The 26,440-nt window shown below is 65.9% G+C and carries 26 protein-coding genes, 2 tRNA genes and 2 pseudogenes; 15 read left to right on the plus strand and 15 right to left on the minus strand.

Going from position 1 to position 26,440, the window contains the following annotated elements; genetic code table 11:
• Nucleotides 1-47: 47 nt before the first annotated feature.
• The 7 genes from ACUH78_RS13030 to ACUH78_RS13060 form a co-directional block, all read right to left on the minus strand.
• A complete protein-coding gene (locus tag ACUH78_RS13030; RefSeq protein ID WP_418363249.1) occupies nucleotides 48-686 on the minus strand; it encodes a deoxynucleoside kinase in 639 nt (212 codons plus the stop codon).
• Nucleotides 687-709: 23 nt separating this feature from the next.
• Nucleotides 710-1,093 carry a DMT family protein gene (locus ACUH78_RS13035; RefSeq protein ID WP_418363248.1) on the minus strand — a complete coding sequence of 128 codons (384 nt, stop codon included), beginning with the start codon at nucleotides 1,091-1,093 and terminating at the stop codon, nucleotides 710-712.
• 94 nt (nucleotides 1,094-1,187) lie between these two features.
• Entirely contained in the window at nucleotides 1,188-1,697 is a 510-nt protein-coding gene (folK, locus tag ACUH78_RS13040) for a 2-amino-4-hydroxy-6-hydroxymethyldihydropteridine diphosphokinase (protein WP_418363247.1), read from the minus strand.
• A gap of 11 nt (nucleotides 1,698-1,708) precedes the next feature.
• Nucleotides 1,709-3,073, minus strand: coding sequence for a polynucleotide adenylyltransferase PcnB (gene pcnB / locus ACUH78_RS13045; RefSeq protein ID WP_418363246.1), 1,365 nt, complete (start codon nucleotides 3,071-3,073; stop codon nucleotides 1,709-1,711).
• Nucleotides 3,074-3,215: 142 nt separating this feature from the next.
• Nucleotides 3,216-3,878, minus strand: coding sequence for a histidinol-phosphatase (locus ACUH78_RS13050; protein WP_418363245.1), 663 nt, complete (start codon nucleotides 3,876-3,878; stop codon nucleotides 3,216-3,218).
• A gap of 103 nt (nucleotides 3,879-3,981) precedes the next feature.
• The gene (hda, locus tag ACUH78_RS13055; protein WP_418363244.1) at nucleotides 3,982-4,674 is read right to left on the minus strand and encodes a DnaA regulatory inactivator Hda; all 693 of its coding nucleotides are present in this window, start codon (nucleotides 4,672-4,674) and stop codon (nucleotides 3,982-3,984) included.
• A complete protein-coding gene (locus tag ACUH78_RS13060) occupies nucleotides 4,671-5,783 on the minus strand; it encodes an AI-2E family transporter (protein WP_418363243.1) in 1,113 nt (370 codons plus the stop codon). Before ACUH78_RS13060 ends, hda begins: the two co-directional genes overlap by 4 nt.
• Before the next feature lie 140 nt (nucleotides 5,784-5,923).
• On the opposite strand from ACUH78_RS13060, the gene purM reads away from it, so the two are divergent.
• Complete coding sequence (gene purM, locus ACUH78_RS13065; protein WP_418363242.1) at nucleotides 5,924-6,991, plus strand: phosphoribosylformylglycinamidine cyclo-ligase; 1,068 nt, start codon at nucleotides 5,924-5,926, stop codon at nucleotides 6,989-6,991.
• 72 nt (nucleotides 6,992-7,063) lie between these two features.
• On the opposite strand, the gene ACUH78_RS13070 is transcribed toward purM, so the two are convergent.
• Complete coding sequence (locus ACUH78_RS13070; RefSeq protein ID WP_418363241.1) at nucleotides 7,064-8,881, minus strand: GGDEF domain-containing protein; 1,818 nt, start codon at nucleotides 8,879-8,881, stop codon at nucleotides 7,064-7,066.
• 248 nt (nucleotides 8,882-9,129) lie between these two features.
• Between ACUH78_RS13070 and ACUH78_RS13075 the strand changes: the two genes are divergently transcribed.
• Both ACUH78_RS13075 and ACUH78_RS13080 read left to right on the plus strand, forming a co-directional pair.
• On the plus strand, nucleotides 9,130-10,752 hold the full coding sequence (locus ACUH78_RS13075; RefSeq protein WP_418363240.1) for a tetrathionate reductase family octaheme c-type cytochrome: 1,623 nt from the start codon (nucleotides 9,130-9,132) through the stop codon (nucleotides 10,750-10,752).
• A gap of 2 nt (nucleotides 10,753-10,754) precedes the next feature.
• On the plus strand, nucleotides 10,755-11,405 hold the full coding sequence (locus ACUH78_RS13080; protein WP_418363239.1) for a cytochrome b/b6 domain-containing protein: 651 nt from the start codon (nucleotides 10,755-10,757) through the stop codon (nucleotides 11,403-11,405).
• Between the two features lie 35 nt (nucleotides 11,406-11,440).
• On the opposite strand, the gene ACUH78_RS13085 is transcribed toward ACUH78_RS13080, so the two are convergent.
• On the minus strand, nucleotides 11,441-11,773 hold the full coding sequence (locus tag ACUH78_RS13085) for a hypothetical protein (protein WP_418363238.1): 333 nt from the start codon (nucleotides 11,771-11,773) through the stop codon (nucleotides 11,441-11,443).
• Between the two features lie 190 nt (nucleotides 11,774-11,963).
• Between ACUH78_RS13085 and ACUH78_RS13090 the strand changes: the two genes are divergently transcribed.
• Complete coding sequence (locus ACUH78_RS13090) at nucleotides 11,964-12,425, plus strand: ProQ/FINO family protein (protein WP_418363237.1); 462 nt, start codon at nucleotides 11,964-11,966, stop codon at nucleotides 12,423-12,425.
• Here ACUH78_RS13090 and ACUH78_RS13095 read toward each other — a convergent pair.
• On the minus strand, nucleotides 12,422-12,595 hold the full coding sequence (locus ACUH78_RS13095) for a hypothetical protein (protein WP_445333635.1): 174 nt from the start codon (nucleotides 12,593-12,595) through the stop codon (nucleotides 12,422-12,424). The two genes, ACUH78_RS13090 and ACUH78_RS13095, sit on opposite strands and share 4 nt — an antisense overlap.
• A gap of 103 nt (nucleotides 12,596-12,698) precedes the next feature.
• On the opposite strand from ACUH78_RS13095, the gene ACUH78_RS13100 reads away from it, so the two are divergent.
• The 5 genes from ACUH78_RS13100 (at nucleotide 12,699) to ACUH78_RS13120 (ending at nucleotide 15,232) form a co-directional block, all read left to right on the plus strand.
• Nucleotides 12,699-12,774: transfer RNA gene (locus ACUH78_RS13100), tRNA-Thr, on the plus strand.
• Nucleotides 12,775-12,849: 75 nt separating this feature from the next.
• Nucleotides 12,850-12,926 (plus strand) — tRNA-Met (locus ACUH78_RS13105).
• A gap of 538 nt (nucleotides 12,927-13,464) precedes the next feature.
• Nucleotides 13,465-14,376 carry a bifunctional GNAT family N-acetyltransferase/nucleoside diphosphate kinase regulator gene (locus tag ACUH78_RS13110; RefSeq protein ID WP_435751853.1) on the plus strand — a complete coding sequence of 304 codons (912 nt, stop codon included), beginning with the start codon at nucleotides 13,465-13,467 and terminating at the stop codon, nucleotides 14,374-14,376.
• Between the two features lie 205 nt (nucleotides 14,377-14,581).
• Entirely contained in the window at nucleotides 14,582-14,845 is a 264-nt protein-coding gene (locus ACUH78_RS13115; protein ID WP_445333634.1) for a hypothetical protein, read from the plus strand.
• 57 nt (nucleotides 14,846-14,902) lie between these two features.
• Nucleotides 14,903-15,232, plus strand: coding sequence for a DUF5710 domain-containing protein (locus ACUH78_RS13120; RefSeq protein WP_418363234.1), 330 nt, complete (start codon nucleotides 14,903-14,905; stop codon nucleotides 15,230-15,232).
• A 105-nt stretch (nucleotides 15,233-15,337) separates the two neighbouring features.
• Here the strand turns inward: ACUH78_RS13120 and ACUH78_RS13125 are convergent, their stop codons facing one another.
• Both ACUH78_RS13125 and ACUH78_RS13130 read right to left on the minus strand, forming a co-directional pair.
• A complete protein-coding gene (locus ACUH78_RS13125; protein WP_418363233.1) occupies nucleotides 15,338-15,700 on the minus strand; it encodes a hypothetical protein in 363 nt (120 codons plus the stop codon).
• Between the two features lie 139 nt (nucleotides 15,701-15,839).
• Nucleotides 15,840-16,043, minus strand: a complete 204-nt coding sequence (locus tag ACUH78_RS13130) for a cold-shock protein (RefSeq protein ID WP_418363232.1) — start codon at nucleotides 16,041-16,043, stop codon at nucleotides 15,840-15,842.
• A 287-nt stretch (nucleotides 16,044-16,330) separates the two neighbouring features.
• Here ACUH78_RS13130 and ACUH78_RS13135 point away from each other — a divergent pair, with 287 nt between their 5' ends.
• Nucleotides 16,331-16,603, plus strand: a complete 273-nt coding sequence (locus ACUH78_RS13135) for a VF530 family protein (protein WP_435751857.1) — start codon at nucleotides 16,331-16,333, stop codon at nucleotides 16,601-16,603.
• 132 nt (nucleotides 16,604-16,735) lie between these two features.
• Complete coding sequence (locus ACUH78_RS13140; protein WP_435751772.1) at nucleotides 16,736-17,506, plus strand: pentapeptide repeat-containing protein; 771 nt, start codon at nucleotides 16,736-16,738, stop codon at nucleotides 17,504-17,506.
• An 18-nt stretch (nucleotides 17,507-17,524) separates the two neighbouring features.
• Here ACUH78_RS13140 and ACUH78_RS13145 read toward each other — a convergent pair whose 3' ends face one another.
• Nucleotides 17,525-18,487 carry a D-2-hydroxyacid dehydrogenase gene (locus tag ACUH78_RS13145; RefSeq protein WP_445333633.1) on the minus strand — a complete coding sequence of 321 codons (963 nt, stop codon included), beginning with the start codon at nucleotides 18,485-18,487 and terminating at the stop codon, nucleotides 17,525-17,527.
• 175 nt (nucleotides 18,488-18,662) lie between these two features.
• On the opposite strand from ACUH78_RS13145, the gene ACUH78_RS13150 reads away from it, so the two are divergent.
• Nucleotides 18,663-19,841: an MFS transporter gene (locus ACUH78_RS13150; RefSeq protein ID WP_445333632.1), complete on the plus strand. Its 1,179-nt coding sequence runs from the start codon at nucleotides 18,663-18,665 to the stop codon at nucleotides 19,839-19,841.
• A gap of 102 nt (nucleotides 19,842-19,943) precedes the next feature.
• Here the strand turns inward: ACUH78_RS13150 and ACUH78_RS13155 are convergent.
• A pseudogene (locus ACUH78_RS13155) lies at nucleotides 19,944-22,670 on the minus strand (error-prone DNA polymerase); the annotation flags it as partial.
• Between the two features lie 279 nt (nucleotides 22,671-22,949).
• Nucleotides 22,950-23,294, minus strand: a pseudogene (locus ACUH78_RS13160) (PHP domain-containing protein); the annotation flags it as partial.
• A 198-nt stretch (nucleotides 23,295-23,492) separates the two neighbouring features.
• Here ACUH78_RS13160 and ACUH78_RS13165 point away from each other — a divergent pair.
• From ACUH78_RS13165 to ACUH78_RS13175, 3 genes are all read left to right on the plus strand, one after another.
• Entirely contained in the window at nucleotides 23,493-24,464 is a 972-nt protein-coding gene (locus ACUH78_RS13165; RefSeq protein ID WP_445333631.1) for an ABC transporter substrate-binding protein, read from the plus strand.
• A 99-nt stretch (nucleotides 24,465-24,563) separates the two neighbouring features.
• Nucleotides 24,564-25,454 carry an ABC transporter permease gene (locus tag ACUH78_RS13170; protein ID WP_435751766.1) on the plus strand — a complete coding sequence of 297 codons (891 nt, stop codon included), beginning with the start codon at nucleotides 24,564-24,566 and terminating at the stop codon, nucleotides 25,452-25,454.
• A 1-nt stretch (nucleotide 25,455) separates the two neighbouring features.
• Nucleotides 25,456-26,250 (plus strand): ABC transporter ATP-binding protein, encoded by a 795-nt coding sequence (locus ACUH78_RS13175; RefSeq protein ID WP_435751765.1) that lies wholly within the window; start codon nucleotides 25,456-25,458, stop codon nucleotides 26,248-26,250.
• Nucleotides 26,251-26,440: the final 190 nt, after the last annotated feature.

A 26,440-nucleotide genomic window follows, 5' to 3' on the forward strand; every position in this document is an offset into this window, starting at 1 on the left:
CAGGCGGCGATGCGCAATCACGTGGGGATAGGGGGCGCCGGCAAGGTTCAGTCTGCGTAGCCGAAGAATTCACGGTAGCTGCGCATCTCGCGCAGGCGTTCGAGCAGCATCTCGAAGTCCTCGTCGCGGTCGACCGGATTCAGTCGGCCATTGTCGACGATGAAGAGCGGTGCTGCGTCGTATTGGTAGAAATAGCGCGTGTAGCGCTCGGCCACCTGGTGAAGGTAGGTTTCGGTGATCCGTCGTTCGGCCTCGAGGCCGCGCTTGTGGATGCGGCCGAGCAGGGTGTCCGGTCGCGCCTGGAGGTAGATGACGAGGTCGGGTCGGGGGGCGTTGACGGGCTGCAGCGTGTCGTGCACGCGCTGGTAGAGCGCGAGTTCGCTCTCGGCGAGGTTCTGCTCGGCGAACAGGCGGTCCTTGTCGAAGAGGAAATCCGCGACCACCCTGCGTTCCCCCTCGATCGGCCCCAGCCCGGCGAGCTGGTCGATGCGCTGGAAGAGAAAGGAGAGCTGGGTTGCCATGCCCCAGCGTTCGGGTTGCTGGTAGAAGCGCCCGAGAAAGGGGTTGCGTTCGGCCTGCTCGAGCAGGGTTTCGGCCTGCAGGCGCTCGGCCAGGCGCTTCGCGAGCGAAGTCTTGCCGGCTCCGATCGGACCTTCGACGACGATGTATCGGGCTTTGTCGAGCATGCGTGCGTGGCTTCTCGTCCGCCTCAGCTGCGGAAAATGAAGTAGACCGCCCCGAGCATACACAAGGCGGCCCACAGATAGTCAAGCTTGATGGGCTGCTTCATGTAGAGGATGACGAAGGGCACGAACACCAGCAGCGTGATGACCTCCTGCATGATCTTGAGTTGCGCGAGGCTGAGCGCGGTGGCGCCGATGCGGTTGGCCGGAACCTGAAGCAGGTATTCGAACAGGGCGATGCCCCAGCTTACCAGCGCGGCCACGTACCATGCCTTGCCCTGCATGTTCTTCAGGTGGCCGTACCAGGCGAAAGTCATGAACACGTTGGAGGCGGTGAGCAGCAGCGCGGTCTGGAGCCAGACGGGGTTGGCTGTGAAGGACGTGGTGGCGGAGTGGAGCCAGGCGGGCATGATCAGCGCGAAGCCTCGGGTGAAGCGGCGGACGGGGCGGGCAGGAGGGGGTAGGTCTGCAGCGAGTATGCTGCGGCTGGGGCCGACCGCGCGCTCAAACGCGGGTGGGTGAGGTGTCCGGCATGCGTTCGATGGCCTGGTCGGCCACTGCCGGGAGCAGCTCGGTGACTGCGCCGAGCCCGGGGATCACCGCGTCGGGCGCGATCTCGGCCAGGGGCAGCAGGGTGAAGGCGCGCAGATGCATGCGCGGGTGGGGCACCTGCAGGCCGTGCTCCTCGATGATTTCCCCTCCGTAGAGCAGCAGGTCCAGATCCATGGTGCGGGGCGACATGTGGAAGGCGCGTGTGCGACCGCCTTCGCGCTCGATCCCGAGCAGTGCGTCGAGCAGGGCGCGCGCCGCCAGCGTCGTTTCGAGCGCGATCACGGCGTTGATGTAGTCCGGCTGGCCGTCGACCCCGACGGGCGCGCTGCGGTACAGCGAGGAGTACGCCACTACGCGGACCCCGGGCAGGGCGCCCAGGCGTGCGAGGGCCAACGAGAACGCGCTCGCAGGGTCGCCCAGGTTGGCGCCGAAGGCGACGAAGGCGCGTGTGGCGTTGGACATGCGGTGAGGGGTCAGGCGTTGTCCGCGGGCGTGGCCTGTGCGCTGGCGCCGGCGGCTGGCTTGCGCTTGCGACGACGGCGCTTCTTCGCTGCAGGGGAGGCCTCGGCGGGCGCCTGGTGAATCAGCGCCTCGCGCTCGTCATGGCCGGCATGGGCAAAGCGGTCCCACCAGTCCACGATCTCCATCGGAATCTCGCCCGCTTGCGCGCGCAGGCGCAGGAAGTCCCAGCCTGCGCGGTAGCGGGGCTGCTCGATGAGGCGGTAGGGCGTCTTGCCGGCGCGCTTGTCGAAGCGCGGCTGCAGGGCCCAGATGTCCTTGATGTCACCGGCGATGCGCCGGGTGATCGCCAGCTTGCCGGCCTGGGCGTCGAGTACCTCGTCCATGGCTTCAAAGAGCGCCGGCTGGCTGTGTTCCCCAACCGCTTTCTTATGTTCCCAGGCCTTCAGCACCTCATGCCAGAGCAGGGTGGAGAACAGGAAGCCCGGCGAGACGGACTTGTCCTGGCGCACGCGCTGGTCGGTGTTCTCCAGCGCCAGGGTGACGAAACGCTCGCCCATGGGCTGCTCGAGGATCACGTCCAGCAGGGGTAGCAGGCCGTGGTGCAGGCCTTCGCCGCGCAGCTGCTGCAGGCACTTCATCGAGTGACCGGAGAACAGCAGCTTGAGCATCTCGTCGAACAGGCGCGCGGCGGGCACGTTTTCGAGTAGCGGCCCCATCTCGCGGATCGGCTGACGTGCTGCGGGGTCGATGGAGAGGCCGAGCTTGGCCGCCAGTCGCACCGCACGCAGCATGCGCACCGGGTCCTCGCGGTAGCGGGTACGCGGGTCGCCGATCATGCGCAGCGTCTTCTGCTGGATGTCGGCCACGCCGTGGTGGTAATCGACGATGGTTTCGGTGCCGGGGTCGTAATACAGGGCGTTGACGGTGAAGTCGCGGCGGGTGGCGTCTTCTTCCTGGCTGCCGAAGACGTTGTCACGCAGTACGCGACCGTGTTCATCGGTCTCGGCGGTTTCGGCGTCCTGGCTGGCGCGGAAGGTGGAGACCTCGATCGTCTCCGGCCCGCTCATCACGTGAACGATCTTGAAGCGACGCCCGATGATGCGTGAGCGGCGGAAGGCGCCGCGGACTTCCTCGGGCGTAGCGCTGGTGGCCACGTCGTAATCCTTCGGGGTCTGGCCGATCAGCAGGTCGCGCACCGCGCCGCCCACGACGAAAGCCTTGAAGCCCTTCTCCTGCAGAACTGCGCAGACCTTGCGCGCGGCGGGGGAAAGTTGCTCGCGGCGGATGCCGTGGCGTTCGACGGGGATCAGGGCGGGTTCACGGCGTATGGCGCCGCCCGGGCGCTTGAAGACCTTGCGCAGCAGCTTGCGGATCATCTCGAGAGGGGGTGTTCTTGCATAAGCGCGCAATGATAACCGAAGCATTCGCCCCGGCGCGGTGCAGGATCGGCTTTGATCGGTGGAATCGCGCGCGGCGGAGCTGCCGGGCGCGGTCGAGCGACTGCGCCCACGGCGTGATTCAGCGCAGCGAGATCACCGGCCAGCCAGCGCGGGTGGCGTGCGCGTGCAGGGTGTCGTCCGGGTCGACGGCGACCGGGTTGGTGACGCGCCCCATCAGCGGCAGGTCGTTGTGGGAGTCGCTGTAGAACCAGCTCCGACTGAAGCTGCCAAGGTGCAGGCCGAGGGACTCCAGCCAGCTTTCCACGCGCTCGATCTTGCCGGCCTTGAAGGCAGGCATGCCGCGCGGTTTGCCGGTGAAGATGCCGCCTTCCTGTGCGGGGATCGTGGCGACCAGGTGCGGGATGCCGAACTCGCGCACGATCGGTCCGGTGACGAAGGCGTTGGTGGCGGTGACAACGGCCACGATGGCGCCGTCGTCCAGGTGTTCGCGCACCAGCTTGCGCGCCTTGGGCATCATCATCGGGCGCACTGACTTCTCCATGAACTCGATGTGCCAGGCGTCGAGCTGTTCGCGCGCGTGGCGGGCGAGCGGGGCGAGCTGGAAGTCGAGGAACTCGAAGATGTCGAGGGTGCCGGCCTTGTACTGCTCGTAGAACTCGATGTTTTTCGCTTCCTGGACTTCACGGTCGAGCACGCCCTTGCCGATGAGGAACTGCGCCCAGGCGAAGTCGGAGTCGCCGGCGAGCAGGGTGTTGTCGAGATCGAAAAGGACGAGATTCACGTTGTGGCTCCGTAAAGAGTGTCGGGTGCAGGGTGTCGGGTGCGAAAGGAGGCGGGAGGGAGGGGCGCAGGCAGAGACGCTGGCGGCGTCTGGCCGGGCATGCTCAGATCTCCAGCCCGTGCTGCATCATTTCGCGCAGCAGGGGGAGGGTGATCGCGCGCTTGCGCTCGAGCGAGACGGTATCCAGGGCATCGAGCACCGTGCGCAGGCTGGCCAGGTCGCGGCGTCCGTGGCGCAGCAGAAAGTCCACCACTTCGTCGGCCAGGCGCAGCCCTCGCCGTTCGGCGAGCGCGGCGAGGATGGCAGCACGTGCGTCGTCGTCCAGCGCCTTGACCTCGTAGATCAGGCTCTGGCCGACACGGGTGCGCAGGTCCTCGCGCAGCGCGAGCCCAAGCGGTGCGATCGGTCCCGAGAGCAGCAGCGACTGGCCGTTGCCGCGGGCGCGGTTGAAGGCGTTGAACAGTGCGATCTGCGCCGGCGGGGGGAGCGCGTCGATGTCGTCGATTGCAAGCAGCGCATCTGGCGTTTCGGGCAGAGCGTCGTCCACGTCTTGTGCACCCAGCAGGTGCGCGGGCCGGCCGTGGCTGCGGGCCATGGCGGCAGTGGCGCGCAGCAGATGGCTGCGACCGCAGGCAGGTTCGCCCCACAGGTAGAGGTGGGGGACGGGGAGCTGGACGGCCGTGCCCGGCTCGGCCAGCAGCGACAGCGTGGCCACCAGCTCGGCATTGGCGCCTGCGACGAAGTTCTCCAGTGTGGGCGGGGCGTCGGGGCGGATGTCGAGGAGAAGCTGTTTCATCGCGCGCCCGCGTCTCCTGTCGGAGGGGATTCCGGCGGCGTGTCCCTGCCGAGGTACACGGGGCTGCTCAGCCATGCGCCCTGGACTTCTCGCAGTCCGACCAGCAGGGCAGCACTCACGGGCAGGGCGACGAGCACGCCGACGAAGCCGAATAACTGCCCGAACGCCATCAACGAGAAGATCACCGCGAGCGGGTGCAGGCCGATGCGTTCCCCGACCAGGTAGGGCGTGAGGAGGAAGCTCTCGACCATCTGCCCCAGGCCGTATACCGCCGCCACGCCGATCAGCGGCGGCCATCCCTCCGCCTGCAGCACGGCCGCCACGATCGCGAGGATCAGCCCGCCTCCGAAACCCACGTAGGGGATGAACACCAGCAGACCCGTGAGCACGCCCACCGGCAACGCGAACTTGAGCCCGGCCAGCCACAGACCGACGCTGTAGAACACGGCGAGCAGCATCATGACCGACAGCTGTCCGCGCAGGAACTCGGACATCACCGAGTCGATGTCCTGAAGGATGCGCATCGTGCGCGCCAGCCAGGGGCGGGGCACGATGCGCCGGAGTGCGTCCAGGATGTGCGGCCACTCTTGCAGGAGATAGAACATCACCAGCGGGATCAGGAACAGGTTGGCGAGGAATCCAAGCAATGCCATGCCGCCCGTCTTCAGGTGGCCCAGAACGACGGGCACGATGTCCTGTGCGCTGGTCCAGTTCTCCGCGACGAGTGCACGGAACTGCGCTGCATCGAGCTGCGCCTCGATCCCGAGTCGCGACTGCAGCAAGGGGGCGATCTGCGCGTTGTACATTTCAACCAGATCCGGTAGTCGGCGCACCAGCAGCAGGCCTTCCCGGTAGACCATCGGCACCAGAATCAGGGCGAGCGCGATCAGTAGCAGTCCGAGGCCGATGATCACCAGCAGCACGGCGATTGCACGAGGAACGCGGCGCGCCACCATCCAGTTCACGGCCGGGTCGCAGATATAGGCGAACACGCCGGCGATCACGAACGGGGTGAGGATGGGGCCGAGCAGCCAGAACAGGCCCAGGATCGCCAGGCCGGCCGCGGCCCAGGCGAAGGTTTGCAGGCGATCGGCGCGAGGTGAGTTCATTTCAAGTAAAATCGCGGACTTGGCGCGGGACAAAACGGCCCGCGAAACACGTAAATGTAGCCACTTGGCGTTGCGGCCTCAAGCACGGCCGGCCGCCAGGCGGCTCCGATCCTGCATCCAGCGAGCCCAAAGGAACGATCTTGAGCGATTACCATCCAGCCCCTCTTGAACCCCAGGCGCCCCTGTCGTACCGCGACGCGGGGGTGGACATCGAAGCCGGTGACGCGCTGGTCGATCGCATCAAGCCGATGGCCAAGCGGACCATGCGCCCCGAGGTGCTGGGCGGCATCGGCGGCTTTGGCGCGCTGTTTGAGCTGTCGAAGAAGTACAAGGAGCCGGTGCTCGTGTCCGGCACCGATGGCGTCGGCACCAAGCTCAAGCTGGCCTTCCAGCTGAACAAGCACGACACCGTAGGTCAGGACCTGGTGGCGATGAGCGTGAACGACATCCTGGTGCAGGGTGCCGAGCCGCTGTTCTTCCTTGATTACTTCGCCTGCGGCAAGCTCGACGTGGATGCTGCGGCGGACGTGGTCAGCGGCATCGCGCGTGGTTGCGAGCTTGCAGGTTGCGCACTGATCGGTGGGGAGACGGCCGAGATGCCCGGCATGTACCCGGAGGGCGAGTACGACCTGGCCGGTTTCGCGGTGGGTGCGGTGGAGAAGGCCGACATCATCGACGGCAGCAGGATCGTGCCGGGCGACGTGGTGCTGGGGCTGGCTTCCAGCGGTGCGCACTCCAACGGCTACTCGCTGATCCGCAAGATCCTCGAGCGCACGGGGACCGACATGGACGCGCCTTTTCATGGCCGGGCCTTCCGCGACGTGGTGATGGCGCCCACCCGCATCTACGTGAAGCCGATGCTGGCGCTCATGCAGGCGATGCCTGGCGTGGTCAAGGGCATGGCCCATATCACCGGCGGCGGCATCACCGAGAATGTTCCCCGCATCCTGCGCGACGAGCTCACTGCCCGGATCGATGTCGAGTCGTGGTCTCTGCCGCCACTCTTCCAGTGGCTGCAGATGGCCGGCCGTGTGGCGGAAGACGAGATGTACCGTGTGTTCAACTGCGGCATCGGCATGGTGGTGATCGTGTCGGCGCAGGATGCCGATGCTGTGATGCAGAAGCTGGAGGCAGAAGGCGAGACGGTGTATCGCATCGGCCGCATTGATGCCCGCCGCGAAGGTGAGGCCCAGACCATCGTCGGCTGACGACCGTGTTGGCCGGGCACCTGCGGGCGCCCGGCTTCCCCGTCCTGCTGGCGCGGAACTGGGGTGCGTGGATCAGGACGATGCAGGCGGGGCGGGAAGCGGTGCCGTCATGACGCGGTTGCGTCCAGCCTGCTTGGCGCGGTACATCGCACCATCCGCGCGTTTCAGGGCACTTTCGAGTGCCTCGCCGTCGGCGACCGGGGTTACGCCTGCGCTGAAGGTGATCACCACCTTCTGCTGGTCGGCCATGAAGAACTCGCGCGTCAGTTCGCGCTGCAGGCGCACGAGCGCCTGTTGCGCAGCGTCGTTGCCGGTTTCGGGCAACAGGATGACGAACTCCTCGCCACCGAAGCGCGCCAGCACGTCCTGGGGACGAAGGTGCTGGCGCACCACCCGTGCCAGATGGATGAGCGCTTCGTCGCCGGTCCGATGTCCGTGGGAGTCGTTGAGCTTCTTGAAGTGGTCGATGTCCAGCAGCGCGACGGCGAGCTTCGAGCGGTGGCGTGCGGCACGCGCGGCCTCGGTGTGGAACATCTCTTCCAGCCCACGCCGGTTCAGGGCGCCGGTGAGCTGGTCGTGGCGCATCAGCCGGCTGGCTTCCTCCAGCTCGGCTTGCAACGTGGAAATGCGCTGCTCGGCCTTGCCTGCCTGCTCGCGTGCCGCAATCAGCTCGTCACGTGAACGGCGGGCCTCTTCCTGAATGCTCCGTGTTTCCGTCATTACCTCGTCGAGCAGCGGGCCGATCTCGGTGATGTCCTGTGCCTTTGCGATGCGCTGTGCGCAGTTGCCGATGCGGTCGTGGTAGGTGCCGGTGCTTTCGGCGAACTGAGCGAGCTGGTCGACGAAGCCGGCCAGCATGTCGCGCAGGTGGCGCTGGGTTTCGGCCAATGAGTGCTTGAGCTGACTCTGCTTGAAGATCAGATCCTTCAGCCTGCGCCCCGCGTCGTCCAGCTGGCGTGGGTCCGGTCTGCCTTCGACGACCTCGCGCAGCATTTCGATCTGGCCGCTGAGCCATTTGTCATCGAACACGAGCTCGTCGATGTTGCGCAACAGCAGCCGCAGGAGCTCAAGTAGCCCTTGGTTTACCTCTTCGTCGTCGAGCGCAGCGGACTCGATCTCACCGACGAAGGCCCGCAGCGCCAGGCTGAAACTCCGGAGCTCGCTCGCATTGTTGCGGCCTTCAAGCTCACGGGCGAGCGCGCGTGCTTTCTGCTGCAGTTCGGGGTGTTCGTGCAACAGCGGAGGAATGGCCTGCTTGAGGCTCTGTTCCAGTAGCGCGCGCAACTCGGCGCTCGCCTCGGTCGCAATCCCGCAGGGGGCGGTGCTGGAGGGGGCTGCCGCAGTCGTGGCTTCGGCGGGCGGGCTGCCGGCTGCGTCGCCGTCGGGGAGTGGTTCGACGGCCTCGTCCTGTGCCGTGTTCGATTGGCTCCAGCCCCTGACCAGCCCCTGGAGGCGGTTGAAGAGGGTGGCGGGGTCCGAGGCGTTGAGCACGCGCTCGAGCGATTCCCGCTTGCGTGCAGTCGTCCACCCGCTGTGTCGCGTTTCCCATTGGCGCAGCAGGCCCGTGATGAGCTCGTTCCACGCCGGCTGCTCGGCCAGCTTCAGCCCGTCGAGGTAGCGTCCCAGCGCGGCCTCGATCGCGGCGGGTTTCCCTGCGGTAAGTGCCTGGTCCAGTTCGCGGGCGTTGCGATGGCGCTCGGCGCTGTCGCGTGGGAGGCGCGCTGCGAGCCGGCGCATGAAGGCTTCGGGCAGGATGTCCTCGTCCGCTTCCGTGCCGGAGATCTCGTGGTAGAGCTTGCAATAGTTGTCTGGAGTTGGTGCCACGCGGCGCATAGCCAGCTGGCGAAGTGCTTCACGCGCGATCTCGGACGGGTTGCTGAAGGTGGACATGAGCTTGTGGGAAGAGGGGCGAGATGGCACGGGCCGGCCAATCGCTGCCGACACACGCTGCGGTGGATCAACGCGGGAATTATACGGGGCTTCCCGGGACTGGCGTGGTAGTTCGTCCCGTCCTCCGGGGAGCTTGCATGGACTTTTTCTCGGTTTGATATCGCTCAAGTTAGACATTAATCAAAAGCTGATATTGAGCGGCGGCGTAAAATTTCGCTTGTAACCGGAGTTCCTTGGAGGAGACAGAGATGAATGGACGAACATCGGGGTGGCGCCATTGGCTGGGCGCCACCATCATCATGGTAGCCAGCACCATGGCAATCGGGGCGCCCGCGGCGGGCGACATACCGGTGGCCGCTTCAGGTGGCAAGCCGCAGAGTACGGCGGACCACAGCAAGTTCAAGGAGCTTCAGGGGCCATTCAATAGTGGACCGGAGGTGACGAAGGCCTGTCTGGCCTGTCACAACGAGGCCAGTCACCAGGTCATGAAGAGCGTGCACTGGACCTGGGAAACCATTAGCCCCACCACCGGGAAGAAGCTTGGCAAGCAGCATGCCGCCAACAACTTCTGCGGCTCCATCCTTTCCAACGAGCCGCGCTGCACGAGTTGCCACGCCGGCTACGACTGGAAGGACAAGAACTACGACTTCTCCAACGAAGAGAACGTCGACTGCCTCGCCTGTCACGACACCACGGCCACCTACAAGAAAGTGCCGACGGATGCAGGCCACCCCCTCTACGAGCCGCGAGAGATGCCCAAGGGCAGCGGCAAGATCGTTCAGCCGCCCGATCTGACCAAGGTCGCGCAGAACGTGGGCAAGCCCGGGCGCGAGAACTGTGGCGCGTGCCACTTCAACGGCGGCGGCGGCGACGCGGTCAAGCATGGCGACCTCGATACTTCGCTGATCGATCCGCATCGCGATGTGGATGTGCACATGGCCAAGGATGGTGCCAACCTCGACTGTGCCGACTGCCACACCTTCAACGCGCACCAGCCTTCCGGCAGCCGCTACGCTGCGACCGCGAAGGACGTGAAGGGTCTGGACATGAAGCATGAGGACCACAATCGCGCCACCTGTGAGTCGTGCCACGACCTCACCCCGCATGAGGATCAGCGTCTTAACCATCACGCCAACCGCGTGGCTTGCCAGACCTGCCACATCCCCGAGTTCGCCCGTGGCGGCATCCCCACCAAGACCTTGTGGGACTGGTCGACGGCCGGTAAACGTGACGAGAACGGCAAGGGGCTGTTCATCAAGGACGATCATGGCCACCTGAGCTACTCGGCTGACAAGGGCGACTTCGAGTACGGCGAGAACGTGCGGCCCACCTACAAGTGGTACAACGGCGTCGTGCATCAGGTCGCGATCACCGACAAGATCGATGACTCCAAGATCCTTGAACTGAATCGCGTCGAGGGCTCCGCAAGCGACCCGAGTGCACGCATCTGGCCGTTCAAGGTCATGGTCGGCAAGCAACCGTACGACCCGGTGAACAAGACGCTGGTGGTCAACCACGTCTATGGCAAGGATGACGCGGCGTTCTGGGGCAACTGGGACTACGAGAAGTCGATCAAGTTTGGCATGGAGTACGCTGGCCTGCCCTACAGCGGTCAGTTCGATTTCATCGAGACGCGGATGAACTGGTTCATCACGCACATGGTGGCGCCAAAGGAGAAGGCTGTGCAGTGCCAGGAGTGCCATACCCGCTCCGAAGAAGGCCGCCTGAACGAGATCACCGACATCTATCTGCCGGGCCGCGACCGTAACGGCTGGGTGGATCTGCTCGGCGGTCTGGCCATTATTGGCGCGATTGGCGCCGGCTCCATCCACGGCATTGCCCGTATCCTCACCCGTCGCAAGAGGCACTGAAAATGAGTGAGAACCGAATCTACATCTACAAGCGTTATGAGCGTTTCTGGCACTGGTCGCAGGCGCTGCTGATCATCGTGATGATGATCACCGGCTTCGAGATCCATGGCAGCTACAGCCTGATGGGCTTCAAGGATGCCGTCGACCTGCACACGCTCGCCGCCTGGACCCTGCTGACGATCTGGGCCTTCACGATCTTCTGGCAGTTCACCACCGGTGAGTGGCGTCAGTATCTGCCTTCGATGCGGAACGTCGGGGCGATGGTGCTCTACTACACGGTGGGGATCTTCAAGGACATGCCGCACCCGTTCCGCAAGACGGTGGTGCAGAAGCACAACCCGCTGCAGCGCCTGGCTTACCTCGCTCTGCTGGCGTTCATCTCGCCGGTAATCTGGGGCTCAGGGCTGCTGTACCTGTTCTACGGCAACTGGGCGCAGCTCGGGCTGGACAAGTACTTCACGCTCGAGACGGTGGCCATCGTGCATACGGCCGGCGCATTCATGATCACGGCGTTCTTCTTCATCCACGTGTACCTGACCACGACCGGGCACACGGTCTTCGCGCACGTCAAGGCGATGATCACTGGCTGGGAAGAAATAGATGAGCATCACGCCCCTGCCAATAGTGGCAAGGCTCCCGCAGGCAAAGTCTGAGCGCATCTCTTGCTTGCCCGACGCCCCGCGGCTGGTCAGCGCGGGGCGTCCTCGTCTGGAAGCTCGTAACGGTCGGCAATGTAAGCCGGCCCCTTCATCACGAATATGATGAAGGCGTAGATTGCGACGACCGCGATTACGGTCCAGTGCAGAACCACGGCTGCGATCACCCAGATGTCAATCATCTGCAGCGAGCGCAGGGTTTCGTTGCTGTCGTCGCCCCACCACATCAGGCGTGCAAGCAAGGAAATAGAGATGCATGCAGCCGTACCCGCGAGTGCGATCAACGGTAGCCGGCGTAATATCTTGCGCTCCAGGCCTGCGGGTTCGGTCCGCGAGCCCGGTAAGCGGCGCCAGCGTTCTCTCATGATCTGCTCCTGATTCGATCGACAACTCGGCTGTGGGCGCCGAACGCACATCGACCGCCCGCCCGGACGCAGGGAGGGGGTGCTCGGGTTAGAATGCGGTCCCGATCGTCCCCATGCCACCGTACCCCACGTCTGTACTTCGCTCTATGCCTATTCAGACTTTTATACCGAATCCAGAGTTCTTGCAAAGATGACTTCAGAACAGATCGAGGCTGCTGCAGAGCAGCCGGCTTCCGCCGAGGCAGCTACGAGCGAACAGGTTCGAGCAAAGGTCGACCCGCGCGCGATGCTCAAGCGCCTTCAGGCCGAATCACCCACGTTTCGCGACTATCTGCCGCTGGCCCTGAAGATCGACACGGCCATCCTCGAACGCTTTCCTGACTTCGAGCGCAAGAACCTGCGCGTGGCCTTGCGTTTGCACACTGCTTCGACCAAATATTTGAAGTCGGTGGCGCGCGGCACTCACCGTCATGACCTGGATGGCCAGCCGGTGGGTGAGCTCACCGAGGAACACCGCACGCACGCTGCGACCACGCTCAAGGAGCGCTTTGCCGAGGTGGCACGCCAGCAGCGCGAGAAACGTGCGGCAGAAGAGGCCGAGCGCCGCCACGAGCAGAAACTGCAGCAGTTGGTCCAGAGATTTGGCCGTTAGGCCTCACGGGACCGATGCAGGTCGTGCTGGAGTGCGCCGGAGCGCACCAGCCATGCGCACGCTCCGGCTGCAACTGAGAGCGCAAGTGCGCCACCGGTGTGACCGGTGGCCAGTAAGAAACCGGCCAGCAGCCCAAGGGGCGTGATGATTCGTGCAAGTATTGCTTCCATGACGTCTTCCCCCGAACTGTAGCTTGGCAGTAACTGTATAAAAAAACAGTTATTGATGCAAGCAGATCGGATCCGCAAGCTTGCGCTATAATCCGGGCGCCTTGCCGGCATAGCTCAGTTGGTAGAGCAGCTGATTTGTAATCAGAAGGTCGTGGGTTCGATTCCTATTGCCGGCACCAGTTTTCTCCGAGCCTTGTGCGGCGCAAAAAAGATTGAAATTTGCGCACAACTCGTTTATAGTTCTGCTTCTCCGACGCGGGGTGGAGCAGTCTGGCAGCTCGTCGGGCTCATAACCCGAAGGTCGCAGGTTCAAATCCTGCCCCCGCAACCAAAAAAGTCATTAAAGCCAATCACCTAGCGGTGGTTGGCTTTTTTGCGTCTTGTGCGCCCTTGGGCGCCGTGCCCATCCCGTGCCCAAGGGGCTGACGCCGGTCTGAGCTGACAGTCCCGGCTTACGGTACTCGTGGCGTTCATTGCCTTGTCGCCACTCTTCCTCGCCGAGCCAGGGTGATGCCTGCGTAGGCCGATTGGCCCCCCTTTGGTTTCGCTATCCCTCGTGGCTGCGATCCGTGCTGGAGCGCTCGATGCCCGTCCCCCTATCGGGGACGTACTCGAGAACTGCGTTCAGTGCGCAGCCCGGATGCCCGCATCGTCCGTCCAGAACGCCGAACTCGAGGCGCTCCAGGGTCTCGTGAGAGAGGCGAGCCAGCGTTCCGCGGTTGATGGGGCAGCCCCCGGTTTGGGAGCGCGGTTTGGGAGCGCACTTGCCCGCGCGCCCACTCGCTGGCTTAGAATGCACGCTTTGCCGAAAGAACCGTCATGGCTACGGCCATGGAAGGCTTTCATCCTTGCAAGCGCATGGGGTGAAGATGAACAAGCCTTTCATTTCTCTGTGTCCCGAGATCACTCGGGCGGATGCACTGACCCTGATGGACTGGTTGGAAGACGAGTCCGTCACCTGCTATCTGAGCGATTCGCGCCACGTCTCCCGGTTCATCGAGCAGGTCGTCAATCGTGTCCAGTTGCCTATCCTGACGCATCTGTTCAACCAGGGGGGGCGGTTCTTCATGGCCTACGACCGGCATGATGCGCCGGTCGGTTTCGTACGTCTCGTCAAGACGGGCCCGACCTGCGAAATGGTCCTGGTCATCGGTAATCGCGACAACTGGGGCCGCAAACTCGGAGCCAGCGCCATCCGCGAAGCCATGAAGCTTGCCTTCTTCGAGATGCGGGCCGAAAAGATCATCGCCAAGATCCATGCGGACAACACGCGTTCGCTGAAGGCATTCGAGCGCAGCGGCTTCCTGCTGGAAAACCAGACGCCTACCCTGAAGTCCTTTTCCATGACTTTGGAGCGATATCTGCGGTTCTTGCGCGAAAGCCCTGCAGAGCACGCCGCTGAGATCTACATCACCGAGGTCGACAATGCCCGGCTCAGAAATCTGCTTGCGCTCGAGCAGGCCTCAGATGTTTTCGAACTGGAGCACGAGATCGAGCGCGCCATCGTCGTCGATCCGCGTCAGGTGGCGCAGGATGTCGTCACCATGAATTCCAGGGCCTTGGTGCAGTTGGACGACGAGGAAGTGGAAGTGGCGCTGGTCTACCCGGAAGACGCGGATGACAGCGCTGGGAAGCTGTCGGTTTGTTCCGGGATTGGCACTGCGATCCTGGGCTACCGGGAGGGAGATGCTTTCGACTGGCGAATGACGAACCGGACCCGGCGCGTTCGGATTGGAAAAGTGCTTTACCAGCCGGAGGCTGCTGGCGATTTCCATCTGTAGGTCAACACGCTGCGCGATCGCCGCCCTGCGAGAAGCCGGCGAGGATCACGCGTTCGCTCGGGAGGCCTCGGGTGGGTTCCCGGTCGAGTGAGGCGGGTGTCGATCGAGGTGCCGTCCTCAGAACAGTCGGCTCCGGGCAGCGTTTGGCGTTTCCTCGATCCTATGTCAGCCTTGGGACACGGTGGAGTCCACGAACGAGGGGTTCATGAAACGGAAGTGCATTGCGGCAGCCTTGACCAGCTTGGGTCTTTACGCTTCGAATGGCGCAGCAGTGGCCAGCACGGTGCAGGAGGACGTCTCGAGCGGCCGCGCATCGTTGCTGCTCATCGCCTTGTTTGCCGGGGTGGTGATTCTGATCGGAAAGACGGCGATCGGCATCGCAAAGAACAAGTTGGAAAAGGAAATCGCGGCCGAGAAGGAAAAGGCCGACCTCGAGGCGCGCAAGAGCACGTCACGGCAGGAGGGGTGAGGCCGATCGCGGCAGCACCTATAATGCGCGCCCTGCAACGAAACGCCCGATGCCGCCATGCGCCACAACCTGAAAGTCCCGTTTGCCGAGAAGGATGAGGCGAAGAAACTGGGCGCGCGCTGGGATGCCGTGCGCAAGCTCTGGTACATCGAGGGCAGCCTGGATAAGGCTTTGTTCGCGCGTTGGCAGCCAACGCAGCATGACCCCGCGGCGGCGGGTGTCTCGACCACCCCGCGACGTAGCGCGCCTGCAACCCCGATGAGCGAGGGTACGCTGCAGGTGGGGAGGCGCTTCGTGGTTCTGCCACGGGTGTGCGACTGCCTGCCGTGGGAGGACTGCGAGAAATGCCGGCTTCAGGCGTGGCCCGGTCCCGAGGGCGGGCGCTGAGCCCTGGAAGGGGCGGTGTCGACGTTTACGCCACGGGCCCGCCTCTGGCGCGGAATGAGCGGGCAGCCGAGGCCGCGGTGGGCGACGCGGTTTTCCGGCGGTGACCTATTCGTTCGGCGCAAACCCGTAGTACGAGCCGTAGGCAGAAGGATTCGGTGCGTAGGCAGCGACCTTGATCGCATCGGGTAGGCTTACCGTGTCGGTGAAGCCGTCGATGCCCCGCGTGTTCGCGAGCCATTTCGCTTCGACTTCCTCTTCGGTCATCCCGTCGAGCGCGAGGTTGCGGTCGAGGCGCTCCGAGCGGTACTCGAACGCGGTATCGTGAGCGATGAAAAGCGTGTGCGGGCAGGCGGTGATGCGGGTTTCATCGTGAGGGTCGGCGCCCATGACCCGCGTGCCACAGAACGGGCAATGGATGGGCGTGTAGTAGAAGGTCTTGAGTTCGGTTCGCTGAATGAGATGGGGCATGTCGCTCTCCTTGTACAGTTGAGGGGGCGGGTGGCCTGGCGCTTGCGGGCGTCGCAGTTCTCCGTAGCCTTAAAAGCAAAAGGCCCGACCGAAGTCGGGCCTCTGGGCGACCTGCGCCGGAGGCGCGGGCCGAACACGCTTAGCTGGCGCGAATGTTCGACGCTTGCAGGCCTTTGGGGCCGGTGGTCACGTCGAAGCTGACGCGCTGACCTTCTGCAAGGGTTTTGAAACCCTGGCCGGTGATGGCCGAGAAGTGCGCGAAAAGGTCTTCACCGCCCGCTTCCGGGGTGATGAAACCGAAGCCTTTGGAATCGTTGAACCACTTGACGGTACCTGTTGCCATGTCTTGAATCTCCTAAAAAATGGGGAAAGCCCCCTGAATGGGGCGAGCATCAAGACGGCGAGGTATGACTTGGGGGAATACGACCGAAAAATTCGGATATGCCAACAAATGAACTACACGACTTGAGTATCGCTGCGGCGCAGTATGGGCGAGATTCGATGATAAAGATAGTTTTATATTTTTATATTTTTGGCGGCCGCGACCATGGCGGCTATCCTGCGCAGCGTTTCTTCCACCGCAGGCACGGCTGCCTGCGGTGGAATACAGGCCCCCTGAGCGAGAACCGGATGACCGACCCCCAGCCCAACAACCCTTTGCACGGCCTCACCCTGGAGCGGATGCTGACCGAACTTGTGGACCGGCTCGGCTGGCCCGGGCTCGGCATGCGAATCAGCATCCGCTGCTTCAATCACGAGCCGAGCATCGCCTCCAGTCTCAAGTTTCTGCGCCGCACGCCGTGGGCGCGTGCGCAGGTAGAGGCGCTCTATCTCGATACGGTGCCGTCATCGAAGCGTTCGGCGCAGCGCGATCGTCGGCATCTTCCGGAGGGGCAGGGTTGATGCCTTGATCCCTGATCGACCGACACGAATTCCTGCGTCACGCGCGCTCCCAAGGAAATCGAGATGGCGGCCGTTTGAGCGGCTATATTGCTTCTAGAAGGTCCTGCAGTGGCCAAAAGGAGAGGCGTTGCCATGAACACCCGTCCGATCTTCCTCGTGCTCGCCGCGAGTTGGATTTCCCTGGCGGGCGCCACGACGATGGGGGCCGGGGATTGCAGTGCGCCGCAACCCCACACTGATCTGTCGCATTGCGACCTGTCGCACCGCAAGCTCGCTGGACTGAACCTCAGCGGTGTGAACCTGGCGGGGGTGATGCTCGACAATGCCGACCTACGTGGCGCCAGGCTGTTCGGGGCGGACCTGCGCGGCAGCAGTGCGAAATGGGTGAACTTCGCCGGCGCCGACCTGCGCGAGGCGGATCTGCGCAAGGCGGATCTGTTCCATGCCACCTTGGATGACGCCAACCTCGAGGCGGCGCGCATGCAGGAGTCCAATCTCTTCGGCGCCAACCTGATCAACGCGCGCGCGGTGCGCGCCGATCTTTCCGGGGCGTACCTCAAGGACGTGCTGATGGAGGGCATCGACCTGTCGGGCGGGTCGATCCGTGGCTGCTATGCGTTCCGCGGCGTATTCACCGACGGACGGATGATCGGCACTGATCTGTCCGGCGCCGATCTCACCGGCGCGGCGATGGAGGATGTCGACTTCAGCGGCGCCAGCCTGCGCGAGACGAAGCTGCTTGGCGCCATGCTGCGGCGGGCGCGTTTCGGGCAGGCCGACCTCGCCGGTGCCGCGTTCACCAACGCCGACGTGTGGGATGCCGACTTCAGTGGCGCGATCAACCGTCCGCAGTCCGCCGAGGATGCGCTGATCGAGCCCTTCGTGGTGCGCGAGCGCCGCTGAGCGCCGGAGCGCCCAGCCCTAGGCCCCCTCTACCAGATTGCTCGGCCGGCCGGCGACGAAGTTCTCGATGTTGTCGATGAGCTGGTCGGCGAGCGTCTGCTGCGCCGCGTCCGAGGCCCAGGCCACGTGTGGCGTCAGGATCACGTTGGGGCGTGCGGCGATGCGCATCATTGGGCTGTCGGCGGCGGGGGGCTCGCCGTCGGTGACGTCGAAGCCGGCGCCCGCGATCAGCCCCTCGTCCAGGGCCTGCGCCAGCGCCTGCTCGTCGACCAGGCCGCCACGGGCGGTGTTGATCAGCAGCGGCCGCCGCGCCATGGCGCGGAACTCGGGCATTGCGATCATGCCGCGTGTCTCGGCGGTGAGCGGGCAGTGCAGGGTGATGATGTCGCTGCTGGCGAGCACCTCGTCCCAGGGCGTGTACAGGCGGCCGGGGCTGGGCCTGCCCTTGCGCGCGGCGAACAGCGGCTCCATGCCGAAGGCGCGCGCGACGTGCGCCACGCGCTGGCCCAGTATGCCTTCACCGATGATGCCCAGGCGCGCGCCGTGCAGGTCCCGCACCGGATGGTCGAAAAAGCAGAACTGCCCGGCGCGCTGCCAGGCGCCGGCGATCACGTCCTCGCGGTAGGCGATGAGGTTGCGCCGCAGCGCGAGCATGAGCGCGAAGGTGTGCTCGGGCACCGTATCGACCGCGTAGCCGCGGATGTTCGCCACTGCGATGCCGTGCGCGCGGCACCAGGCCTTGTCGACGCAGTCGGTGCCGGTTGCGGCGACCGCGATCAGGCGCAGTTCGGGCAGCTGCGCGAGCGCCTGGGCGTCGAGCGGCACCTTGTTGATGATCGCGATGCTGGCCCCTTGCAGGCGCTCGACCACCTGCGCGGGCGGCGTGCCCGCGTGGAGGACCAGCTCGTGCGGGAACGCGGGGGGGCGCAGGCGAATCTGTGGCGCGATGGTGGCGCGGTCGAGAAAGACGATCTTTTGCATGGCGGGTGTCCTGGTGGCGCGGCCGGGTCGGTGATGGGCGATGAAAGTGACGGAAGGAGGGGGCGGCGAAGCGGGAGCCAGCGCGAAGGATAAGCCACCGCGCCGGTGCGGCGGGACAAGGCCGGCCGCGAGCAGGTACAGTTCGCCTCCTCCACAAGAAGGTGTCGTGTCCCCGATGAAGAAGAATCTCTGGCTGCTGGCGATTGCCCAGGGCCTGTTCCTGACCAACAACGTGGTGTTCATCGCCATCAACGGGCTGGTGGGCTTCAGCCTCGCGCCGGTGGCGTGGATGGCGACGCTGCCGGTGATGGGCTACGTGGTGGGCGGGGCGCTGTCGACCGGACTGGTGGCGCGCACGCAGCGACGCTGGGGGCGGCAGGTGTCTTTCCAGCTCGGCCTGCTGGTGGCGCTGGTGACCACCCTGCTGTGCGCCTTCGCACTGTCGATCGGGAGCTTCTGGCTGCTTGTCGCGGGCACGGTGATCGCGGGCTACTACAGCGCCAACGGCCAGCTCTACCGCTTCGCCGCCGCCGAGCTGGCGCCGGCCTCCTTCCGCGAGAAGGCGGTGTCGCTGGTGCTGGCCGGCGGTCTCATCGGCGCGGTGATCGGCCCCAACCTGGCCAATTACACCCGCGAAACCATGGGCGCGCCCTTCATGGGCTCATACCTCGCGCTGGCCGTGGTAGCGCTGGTGTCGATGGCGGTGATGGCCGGCATCCGCTTCCCGGCCGAGCCGGTCAGGACGGCGGGGGCTGCCGGCGGCCGGCCGCTGGCCGAGATCGTCCGCCAGCCGGTATTCATCGTGTCGACGTTGGGCGCAGCAATGGGCTACGGCGTCATGAACCTGCTCATGGCGGCGACCCCGCTGGCCATGGACGTGTGCGGCATGCCGTTCTCGGATGCCGCGCTGGTGCTCGAGTGGCACGTGATCGGCATGTTCGCACCGGGCTTCTTCACCGGTCACCTGATCAAGCGCTTCGGCGTGTTGCAGATCATGGGCGTGGGCGTGGTGCTCAACCTGGCCTGCATTGCGGTGGCGCTCTCGGGGCAGGACCTGCACCAGTTCCTGATCGGCTTGTTCCTGCTCGGCGTGGGCTGGAACTTCCTCTTCACCGGCAGCACCACGCTGGCGATGCAGGCCTACCGCCCCGAGGAGAAGGACAAGGCGCAGGCGGCGATCAACTTCGCGGTGTTCGCGGTGATGGCGCTGACCTCGTTCGCCTCGGGCGCGCTGGTGACCACGCAGGGCTGGACGCTGCTCAACCTCGGCTCGCTGCTGCCGGTGGGCGTCACCGGTGCGGCGCTGGTCTGGCTGGCGCTGCGTCAGCGTGCGGCTGCGGGGCAGGGCGCGTGAACTTCCTCGCCCATGCGCTGCTGGCCGGCGATGTGCCGGCCGGATGCGCAGCGCTTCGTGGCCGGTTGGCTGACCGCGCGCTGAACGATCGCCCGTTGCGTTTCAGTGGAAATCTCGGCTCCGTGCGGCCAGGTTGCCGAGCAGGGCCGAGTGGTCGACGACGCGGCTCGCCACCAGATGCACCACCCGGCCCTGGCGGCGGATCTGACCGAACACGCCCATCAGCCGCGCGCCGAGCAGGATGCGGCGTTGCTGCTCGAAGAGCTCGGGGCGGACGATCACGTTGGTGAGTCCGGTCTCGTCCTCGAGCGTCACGAACAGCGTGCCCTTGGCGGTGCCGGGGCGCTGGCGGCAGGTCACGAGACCGGCGCCGCGCGCGAGCATGCGGTCGGGCGCGGCGGCGATGTCGGCGGCGGTGAGAAAGCGCAGCCCCGCGAGTTGGTCGCGCACGAAAGACAGCGGATGGCGGCCGAGGGTGAAGCCGAGGCGGGCATAATCCGCGAGCAGATCCTCGGTCTCGGCGGGCGCGTTCAGCGTGGCAGCGACGTCGCCGCCCGGGGCCTGGGCGAGCAGCCCGGGCAGGGGCGCGGCGCCACTCGCCTGCCAGAGGGCCTGGCGGCGATGGCCGGCGAGATTGGCGAGCGCACCACCGGCAGCGAGCGTGCGCAGGTCGCCGGCGTCGAGCCGGGCGCGCGCGGCGAGGTCCTGGGTGTTGGTCAAAGCGTGCTCGGTGCGTGCGGCGGCGATGCGTGCCGCGGCCTCGCGTGCCAGACCGCGGATCATGCGCAGGCCGAGGCGGACCGCGGGCTGCGAGGTCACGGGCGCCGCGGCGCTTGCAGCCACCTGTCCGGGCTCCGTCGTGGTACCCCCCGCAGGCTCCAGCGTGCAGTCCCACTCGCTCACGGTGACGTCCGCCGCGCGCACCTCCACCCCGTGACGGCGTGCGTCCTGGATCAGCTGCGAGGGCGAATAGAAGCCCATCGGTTGACTGTTGAGCAGCGCGGCGAGGAAGGCCGCGGGCTCGAAGCACTTCAACCAGGCCGAGGCGTACACCAGCAGCGCGAAGCTGGCGGCGTGGGATTCGGGAAAGCCGTAGCTGCCGAAACCCTCGATCTGCTGGCACAGGCGCTGGGCGAAGTCGGGGTCGTAGCGGTTCTTCGCCAGCCCGTCGAGCAGCTTCTGGCGGTAGCGCTCGAGCTCGCCCTTGCGCCGCCAGGCGCCCATCGCGCGGCGTAGCTGGTCGGCCTCGCCGCCGGTGAAGCCCGCCGCGACCACCGCGAGCTGCATCACCTGCTCCTGGAAGATCGGCACGCCGAGCGTGCGCGCAAGCACGCCACGGATATCGTCGCGCAGGCCGGCCATCGGGTCCTCGCCGCGCGCCACGCGATCGCGTGCCTGCAGGTAGGGGTGGACCATGCCGCCCTGGATCGGGCCGGGGCGCACGATGGCGACCTCGACCACCAGGTCGTAGAAGCGGCGCGGCTTGAGCCGCGGCAGCATGGTCATCTGCGCGCGTGACTCGACCTGGAACACGCCGACCGAGTCGGCGCGCGACAGCATCTCGTACACCTGCGTCTGTTCGCGCGGGATCGTCGCCAGCGTCAGCGGCCGGCCGCGCCAGGCCGACACCAGCGCCAGGCCGCGGCGCAGCGCGGAGAGCATGCCGAGCGCGAGCACGTCGATCTTCATCAGCCCGACCGCGTCGAGGTCGTCCTTGTCCCACTGGATCACTGTGCGATCGGCCATGGCGGCGTTTTCCACCGGCACCAGCTCGTCGAGCCGGCCGCGCGCGATGACGAAGCCGCCGACGTGCTGCGACAGGTGGCGCGGAAAGCCGATGAGTTCCTCGGTGAGGGCAACCAGGCGGCGGGTGACCAGGCTGGCGGGGTCGAGCCCGACCTCGGCGAGGCGCTCGGGCAGGATGCGGTGGCCGTCGAACCAGTGATGCGCGCGGGTGAGGCGCTCGATCAGCGCCTCGTCCAGACCGAGCGCGCGGCCGACGTCGCGCAGCGCGCTGCGGGCGCGGTAGCGGATCACGGTGGCGGCGAGTGCGGCGCGGTCGCGGCCGTACTTGCGGTAGATGTACTGGATGACCTCTTCGCGGCGGTCGTGCTCGAAGTCGACGTCGATGTCGGGCGGCTCGTTGCGCTCGCGCGAGATGAAGCGCTCGACCAGCATGATGCCGAGCTGCGGATCGACCTCGGTGATGCCGAGCGCCCAGCACACCACCGAGTTCGCCGCCGAGCCGCGGCCCTGGCACAGGATGCCGGCCGTGCGGGCGAAGCGGACGATGTCGTGCACGGTGAGGAAGTAGGGCTCGTAGCCGAGCTCGGCGATCAGTGCCAGCTCGTGCTCGATCTGCGTGCGTACCGAAGCCGGCGCGGGGTCGTCGGCGGGCTGGGGCGGCGTGGCGGCGGGTGCCGGGGTTGCGATGCGCAGCGGCGTCGACGGGTCGGTGCCCGGGGCCGTGGACGACGCATGGCCGGCGCAGGCCGGTGGCACTGGTGCCGCGGTGTTACCGGCGGGAACGGAGACCTGCGCGCCGAAGCGCCACATCAGCCCGCCTTCGACCAGGCGGCGCAGCCAGCTCGCCGGAGTTTCGCCGGCGGGGACGAGTTCGGCCGGGTATTCGTAGCGCAGTTCGTCCAGGCTGAAGCCGCAGCGCGCGGCCACGGCGAGGGTTTCGGCCAGCAGTGCGGGCGGGTAGCGGCTGGCGAGCGTGGCGTGATCGTGCAGGCGGCGTTCGCCGTTGGGCGCGAGTGCCAGGCCGGCTTCGGCCACGCTGCAGTGCAGGCGCAGCGCAGTCATCACATCGGCCAGCGGGCGGCGGGCGGCCTCGTGCATCAGCGCGCCGCTGGCGGCGACCAGCGGCAGGCCGGCGCTGCCGGCGATGTGATCCAGCCAGTGCAGGCGGCGATCGTCCACGCCGTCGAGCAGGGCCGTCATGACGATCCAGCTGCGGCCGGGAAACAGCGTGCCCAGCCAGCGCGCGTCAGCGGCGAGCGCTGCCGCCGCCTCGTCCAGCCCATGCAGGGGCGGAAAATGCGGTGGTGGCACGAGCAGGGCCAGGCAGTCGTCGAGACGCTGCGCAGGGTCGGCTTCGAGCATTTCCCGGTCGATGTGGTAATACCCCTTGTCGGCCGCACGCCGTGCCTGGGTGATGAGCCGCGAGAGCTGGCCGTAGCCCCGCCGGTTCGCGGCCAGCAGCACGACGTGGGGCCCGTCCGCGAGCTGGAACTCGCTGCCGATGATCAGCTTCGGGCGGTCTTTGACGGGCATCTCCTGCAGTGCACGATGCGCGCGCACCACGCCGGCCAGCGAGCATTCGTCGGTGATCGCGATTGCCGCATAGTCCAAGGCCGCAGCCCGCTCGATGAGCTCCTCGGGGTGCGAGGCGCCGCGCTGGAAGCTGAAGTTGCTCAGGCAGTGAAGTTCGGCATACGGGATGGGCATGCAAAACTGTAAATAAATACAGTTTTTCTCGCAAGGCTTACGGCTGATCGTGAATGCTGGACACTGTCTTGGGGTCTACCGCAGTCGCATGTGCCAAGTGCGCTGTTAAACTCTCGGACTCGTTCGCCTTTCCTGTCGCGGTCGCCGATCGCGTATGTCCTTCACTGCCCGGCCGGCATGGCCGTCAAGGAGTCCTTCATGAGCTTCACCAAGTCCCGCAAGGTGCTGTTCGGCGCGCTGGCGCTCGCTTTCGCCGTTTCGAGCCCGGTGTACGCGCAGCAGAAGTCGGTCGCCATCACCGCGATCGTCGAGCATCCGGCCCTCGACGCGGTCCGGGATGGCGTCAAGGAGGCGCTCGCGGCCGCGGGCTACGAGGACGGCAAGAACCTCAAGTGGCAGTACCAGAGCGCCCAGGGCAACACCGGCACCGCGGCACAGATCGCGCGTAAGTTCGTCGGCGACAAGTCCGATGTGATCGTCGCCATCGCCACGCCCTCGGCGCAGGCCGTGGCAGCCGCGACCAAGGATATCCCCCTCGTGTTTTCGGCGGTGACCGATCCCGTGGCCGCCAAGCTGGTGCCTTCGATGCAGCCCTCGGGCACCAATATCACGGGGGTGTCGGATGCGCTCGAGCTCGACAAGCAGATCGAACTGATCAAGCGTGTGGCGCCCGCTGCCAAGCGCGTGGGCATGGTGTTCAACCCAGGCGAGGCCAACTCGGTCGTGGTGCTCGAGCAGATGCGTGAGCTGCTGCCCAAGCACGGCATGAGCCTGGTCGATGCCGCTGCGCCGCGTTCGGTGGATGTCGGCTCGGCTGCTCGCAGCCTGATCGACAAGGTCGATGTGTTCTACACCAGCACCGACAACAACGTGGTGTCGGCCTACGAGGCGCTGGTCAAGGTCGGCATGGACGCCAAGATCCCGCTCGTGGCTGCCGACACCGACAGTGTCGCGCGTGGCGCGGTGGCCGCGTACGGCATGGACTACAAGGCCATTGGCGTGCAGACCGGCGAGATGGTTGTGCGCATCCTCAAGGGCGAGAAGGCGGGTGACATTGCCTTCGAGACCAGCAACAAGCTGTCCCTGCATGTGAACCCGGGCGCCGCGCAGAAGCAGGGCGTCACGCTGGCCGAAGACCTCATCAAGGACGCGGCCAAAGTCATCGAGTAATCGCGTTCAGGCTCGGTCCAGGACCGGCCGGATCGCTCCGGTCGCCGCGGGCGCTCCTGTCAGGGCGCCCGCGTCGTCTTTCAATCAACGGTATTTCCCATGTCCCTCTACACCCTGCTCGGGGCGCTGGAGATCGGCCTGATCTTCAGTCTCGTCGCCCTCGGCGTGTACATCTCGTTCCGGCTGCTGCGCTTTCCTGACCTGACCGTGGATGGCAGCTTCCCGCTCGGCGGCGCGGTCGCCGCGACCATGATCGCCGCCGGCTACGATCCCTTCACCGCCACCATCGTGGCGACGCTCGCCGGTGCGGTCGCCGGACTGGTCACCGGCTGGCTCAACGTCAGCCTCAAGATCATGGACCTGCTCGCCAGCATCCTGATGATGATCGCGCTCTACTCGATCAACCTGCGCATCATGGGCAAGCCCAACGTGCCGTTGATCATGGAACCCACTGTCTTCAACCTGCTGCAGCCCGAGGCGATGGCCGACTATGTGTTCCGCCCGCTGCTGCTGGTCTTTGTCGTGCTGGCGGTAAAGCTCGCCCTGGATGCCTACTTCGCCACCCAGAGCGGCCTGGCGATCCGGGCGACCGGCTCCAACGCGCGCATGGCGCGGGCACAGGGTGTCAACACCGGGCTGGCGGTGCTGGCCGGCATGGCGCTGTCGAATGCGCTCGTCGGCCTGGCCGGCGCGCTGTTCGCGCAGACTCAGGGCGGGGCGGACATCTCGATGGGCGTGGGCACCATCGTCATCGGCCTGGCGGCGGTGATCGTCGGCGAGAGCCTGCTGCCTTCGCGCAAGCTCTACCTGGCGACCATCGCGGTGATCGTCGGCGCCATCGTGTATCGCTTCTTCATCGCGCTCGCGCTCAATTCGGACTTCATCGGTCTGCAGGCGCAAGACCTCAACCTCGTCACCGCGGTGCTGGTGACGGTCGCGCTGGTGGTGCCCAAGCTGCGCGCGCACTGGTCCGGAAAGAAGGTGAACTGACATGTTGAAAGCAACCGACCTGCGCCTCACCTTCAACCCCGGCACACCGATCGAGACGCAGGCCCTGCGCGGCATGTCGCTCGAGATCCCGACCGGGCAGTTCGTCACCGTGATCGGCTCCAACGGCGCCGGCAAGTCGACCTTCCTGAACGCCGTCTCCGGCGAGCAGCGTGTCGACAGCGGCACCATCGAGATCGACGGCATCGACATGACCCGCCAGCCGGTGTGGGGGCGGGCGCGCCATGTGGCGCGGGTGTTCCAGGACCCGCTCGCCGGCACCTGCGAGGACCTGACCATCGAGGAGAACATGGCGCTCGCCAAGATGCGCGGCGAGCGCCGCGGCTTCTCATTCGCGGTCAAGCCGGCACTGCGCGAGGAGTTCCGTGCCCAGCTGTCCACGCTCGGACTCGGTCTGGAGAACCGCCTGTCCGATCGCATCGGCCTGCTCTCGGGCGGCCAGCGCCAGGCGGTGAGCCTGCTGATGGCGGCGCTGCAGCCCTCGCGCCTGCTGCTGCTCGACGAGCACACCGCAGCGCTCGACCCGCGCACCGCGGCCTTCGTGCTGGAACTCACCGTGCGCATCGTTGCGGAGCACAAGCTCACGACGATGATGGTCACGCACTCGATGCGTCAGGCGCTCGACGTTGGCCAGCGCACCGTGATGCTGCACCAAGGCCGCGTCGTGCTCGACGTCTCCGGCACCGAGCGCGAAGGCCTCGACGTGCATCACCTGCTCGACATGTTCGAGAAGGTGCGCGGCGAGGAGATCGACGACGACGCGCTGCTGCTGGGGTAGCGCGTCGGTGTTGCAGGGCGCGCCGTGCCGGTGACGAACGCCAAGATGGGGTACCGCGGCCTCGAATAGCCCGGGCATGTCTCGAAATTTTGCGTTTGTGATGAAGATTTTCGAGATTGTGTCCGCGGCTTGTTTCGGCCACAAGCCGCCTCTGGAGTCCCAAGCATTCCTGCCGCCAGAATGGCAGCTT

Source organism: Thauera sp. ZXT1-4 (assembly GCF_052598215.2).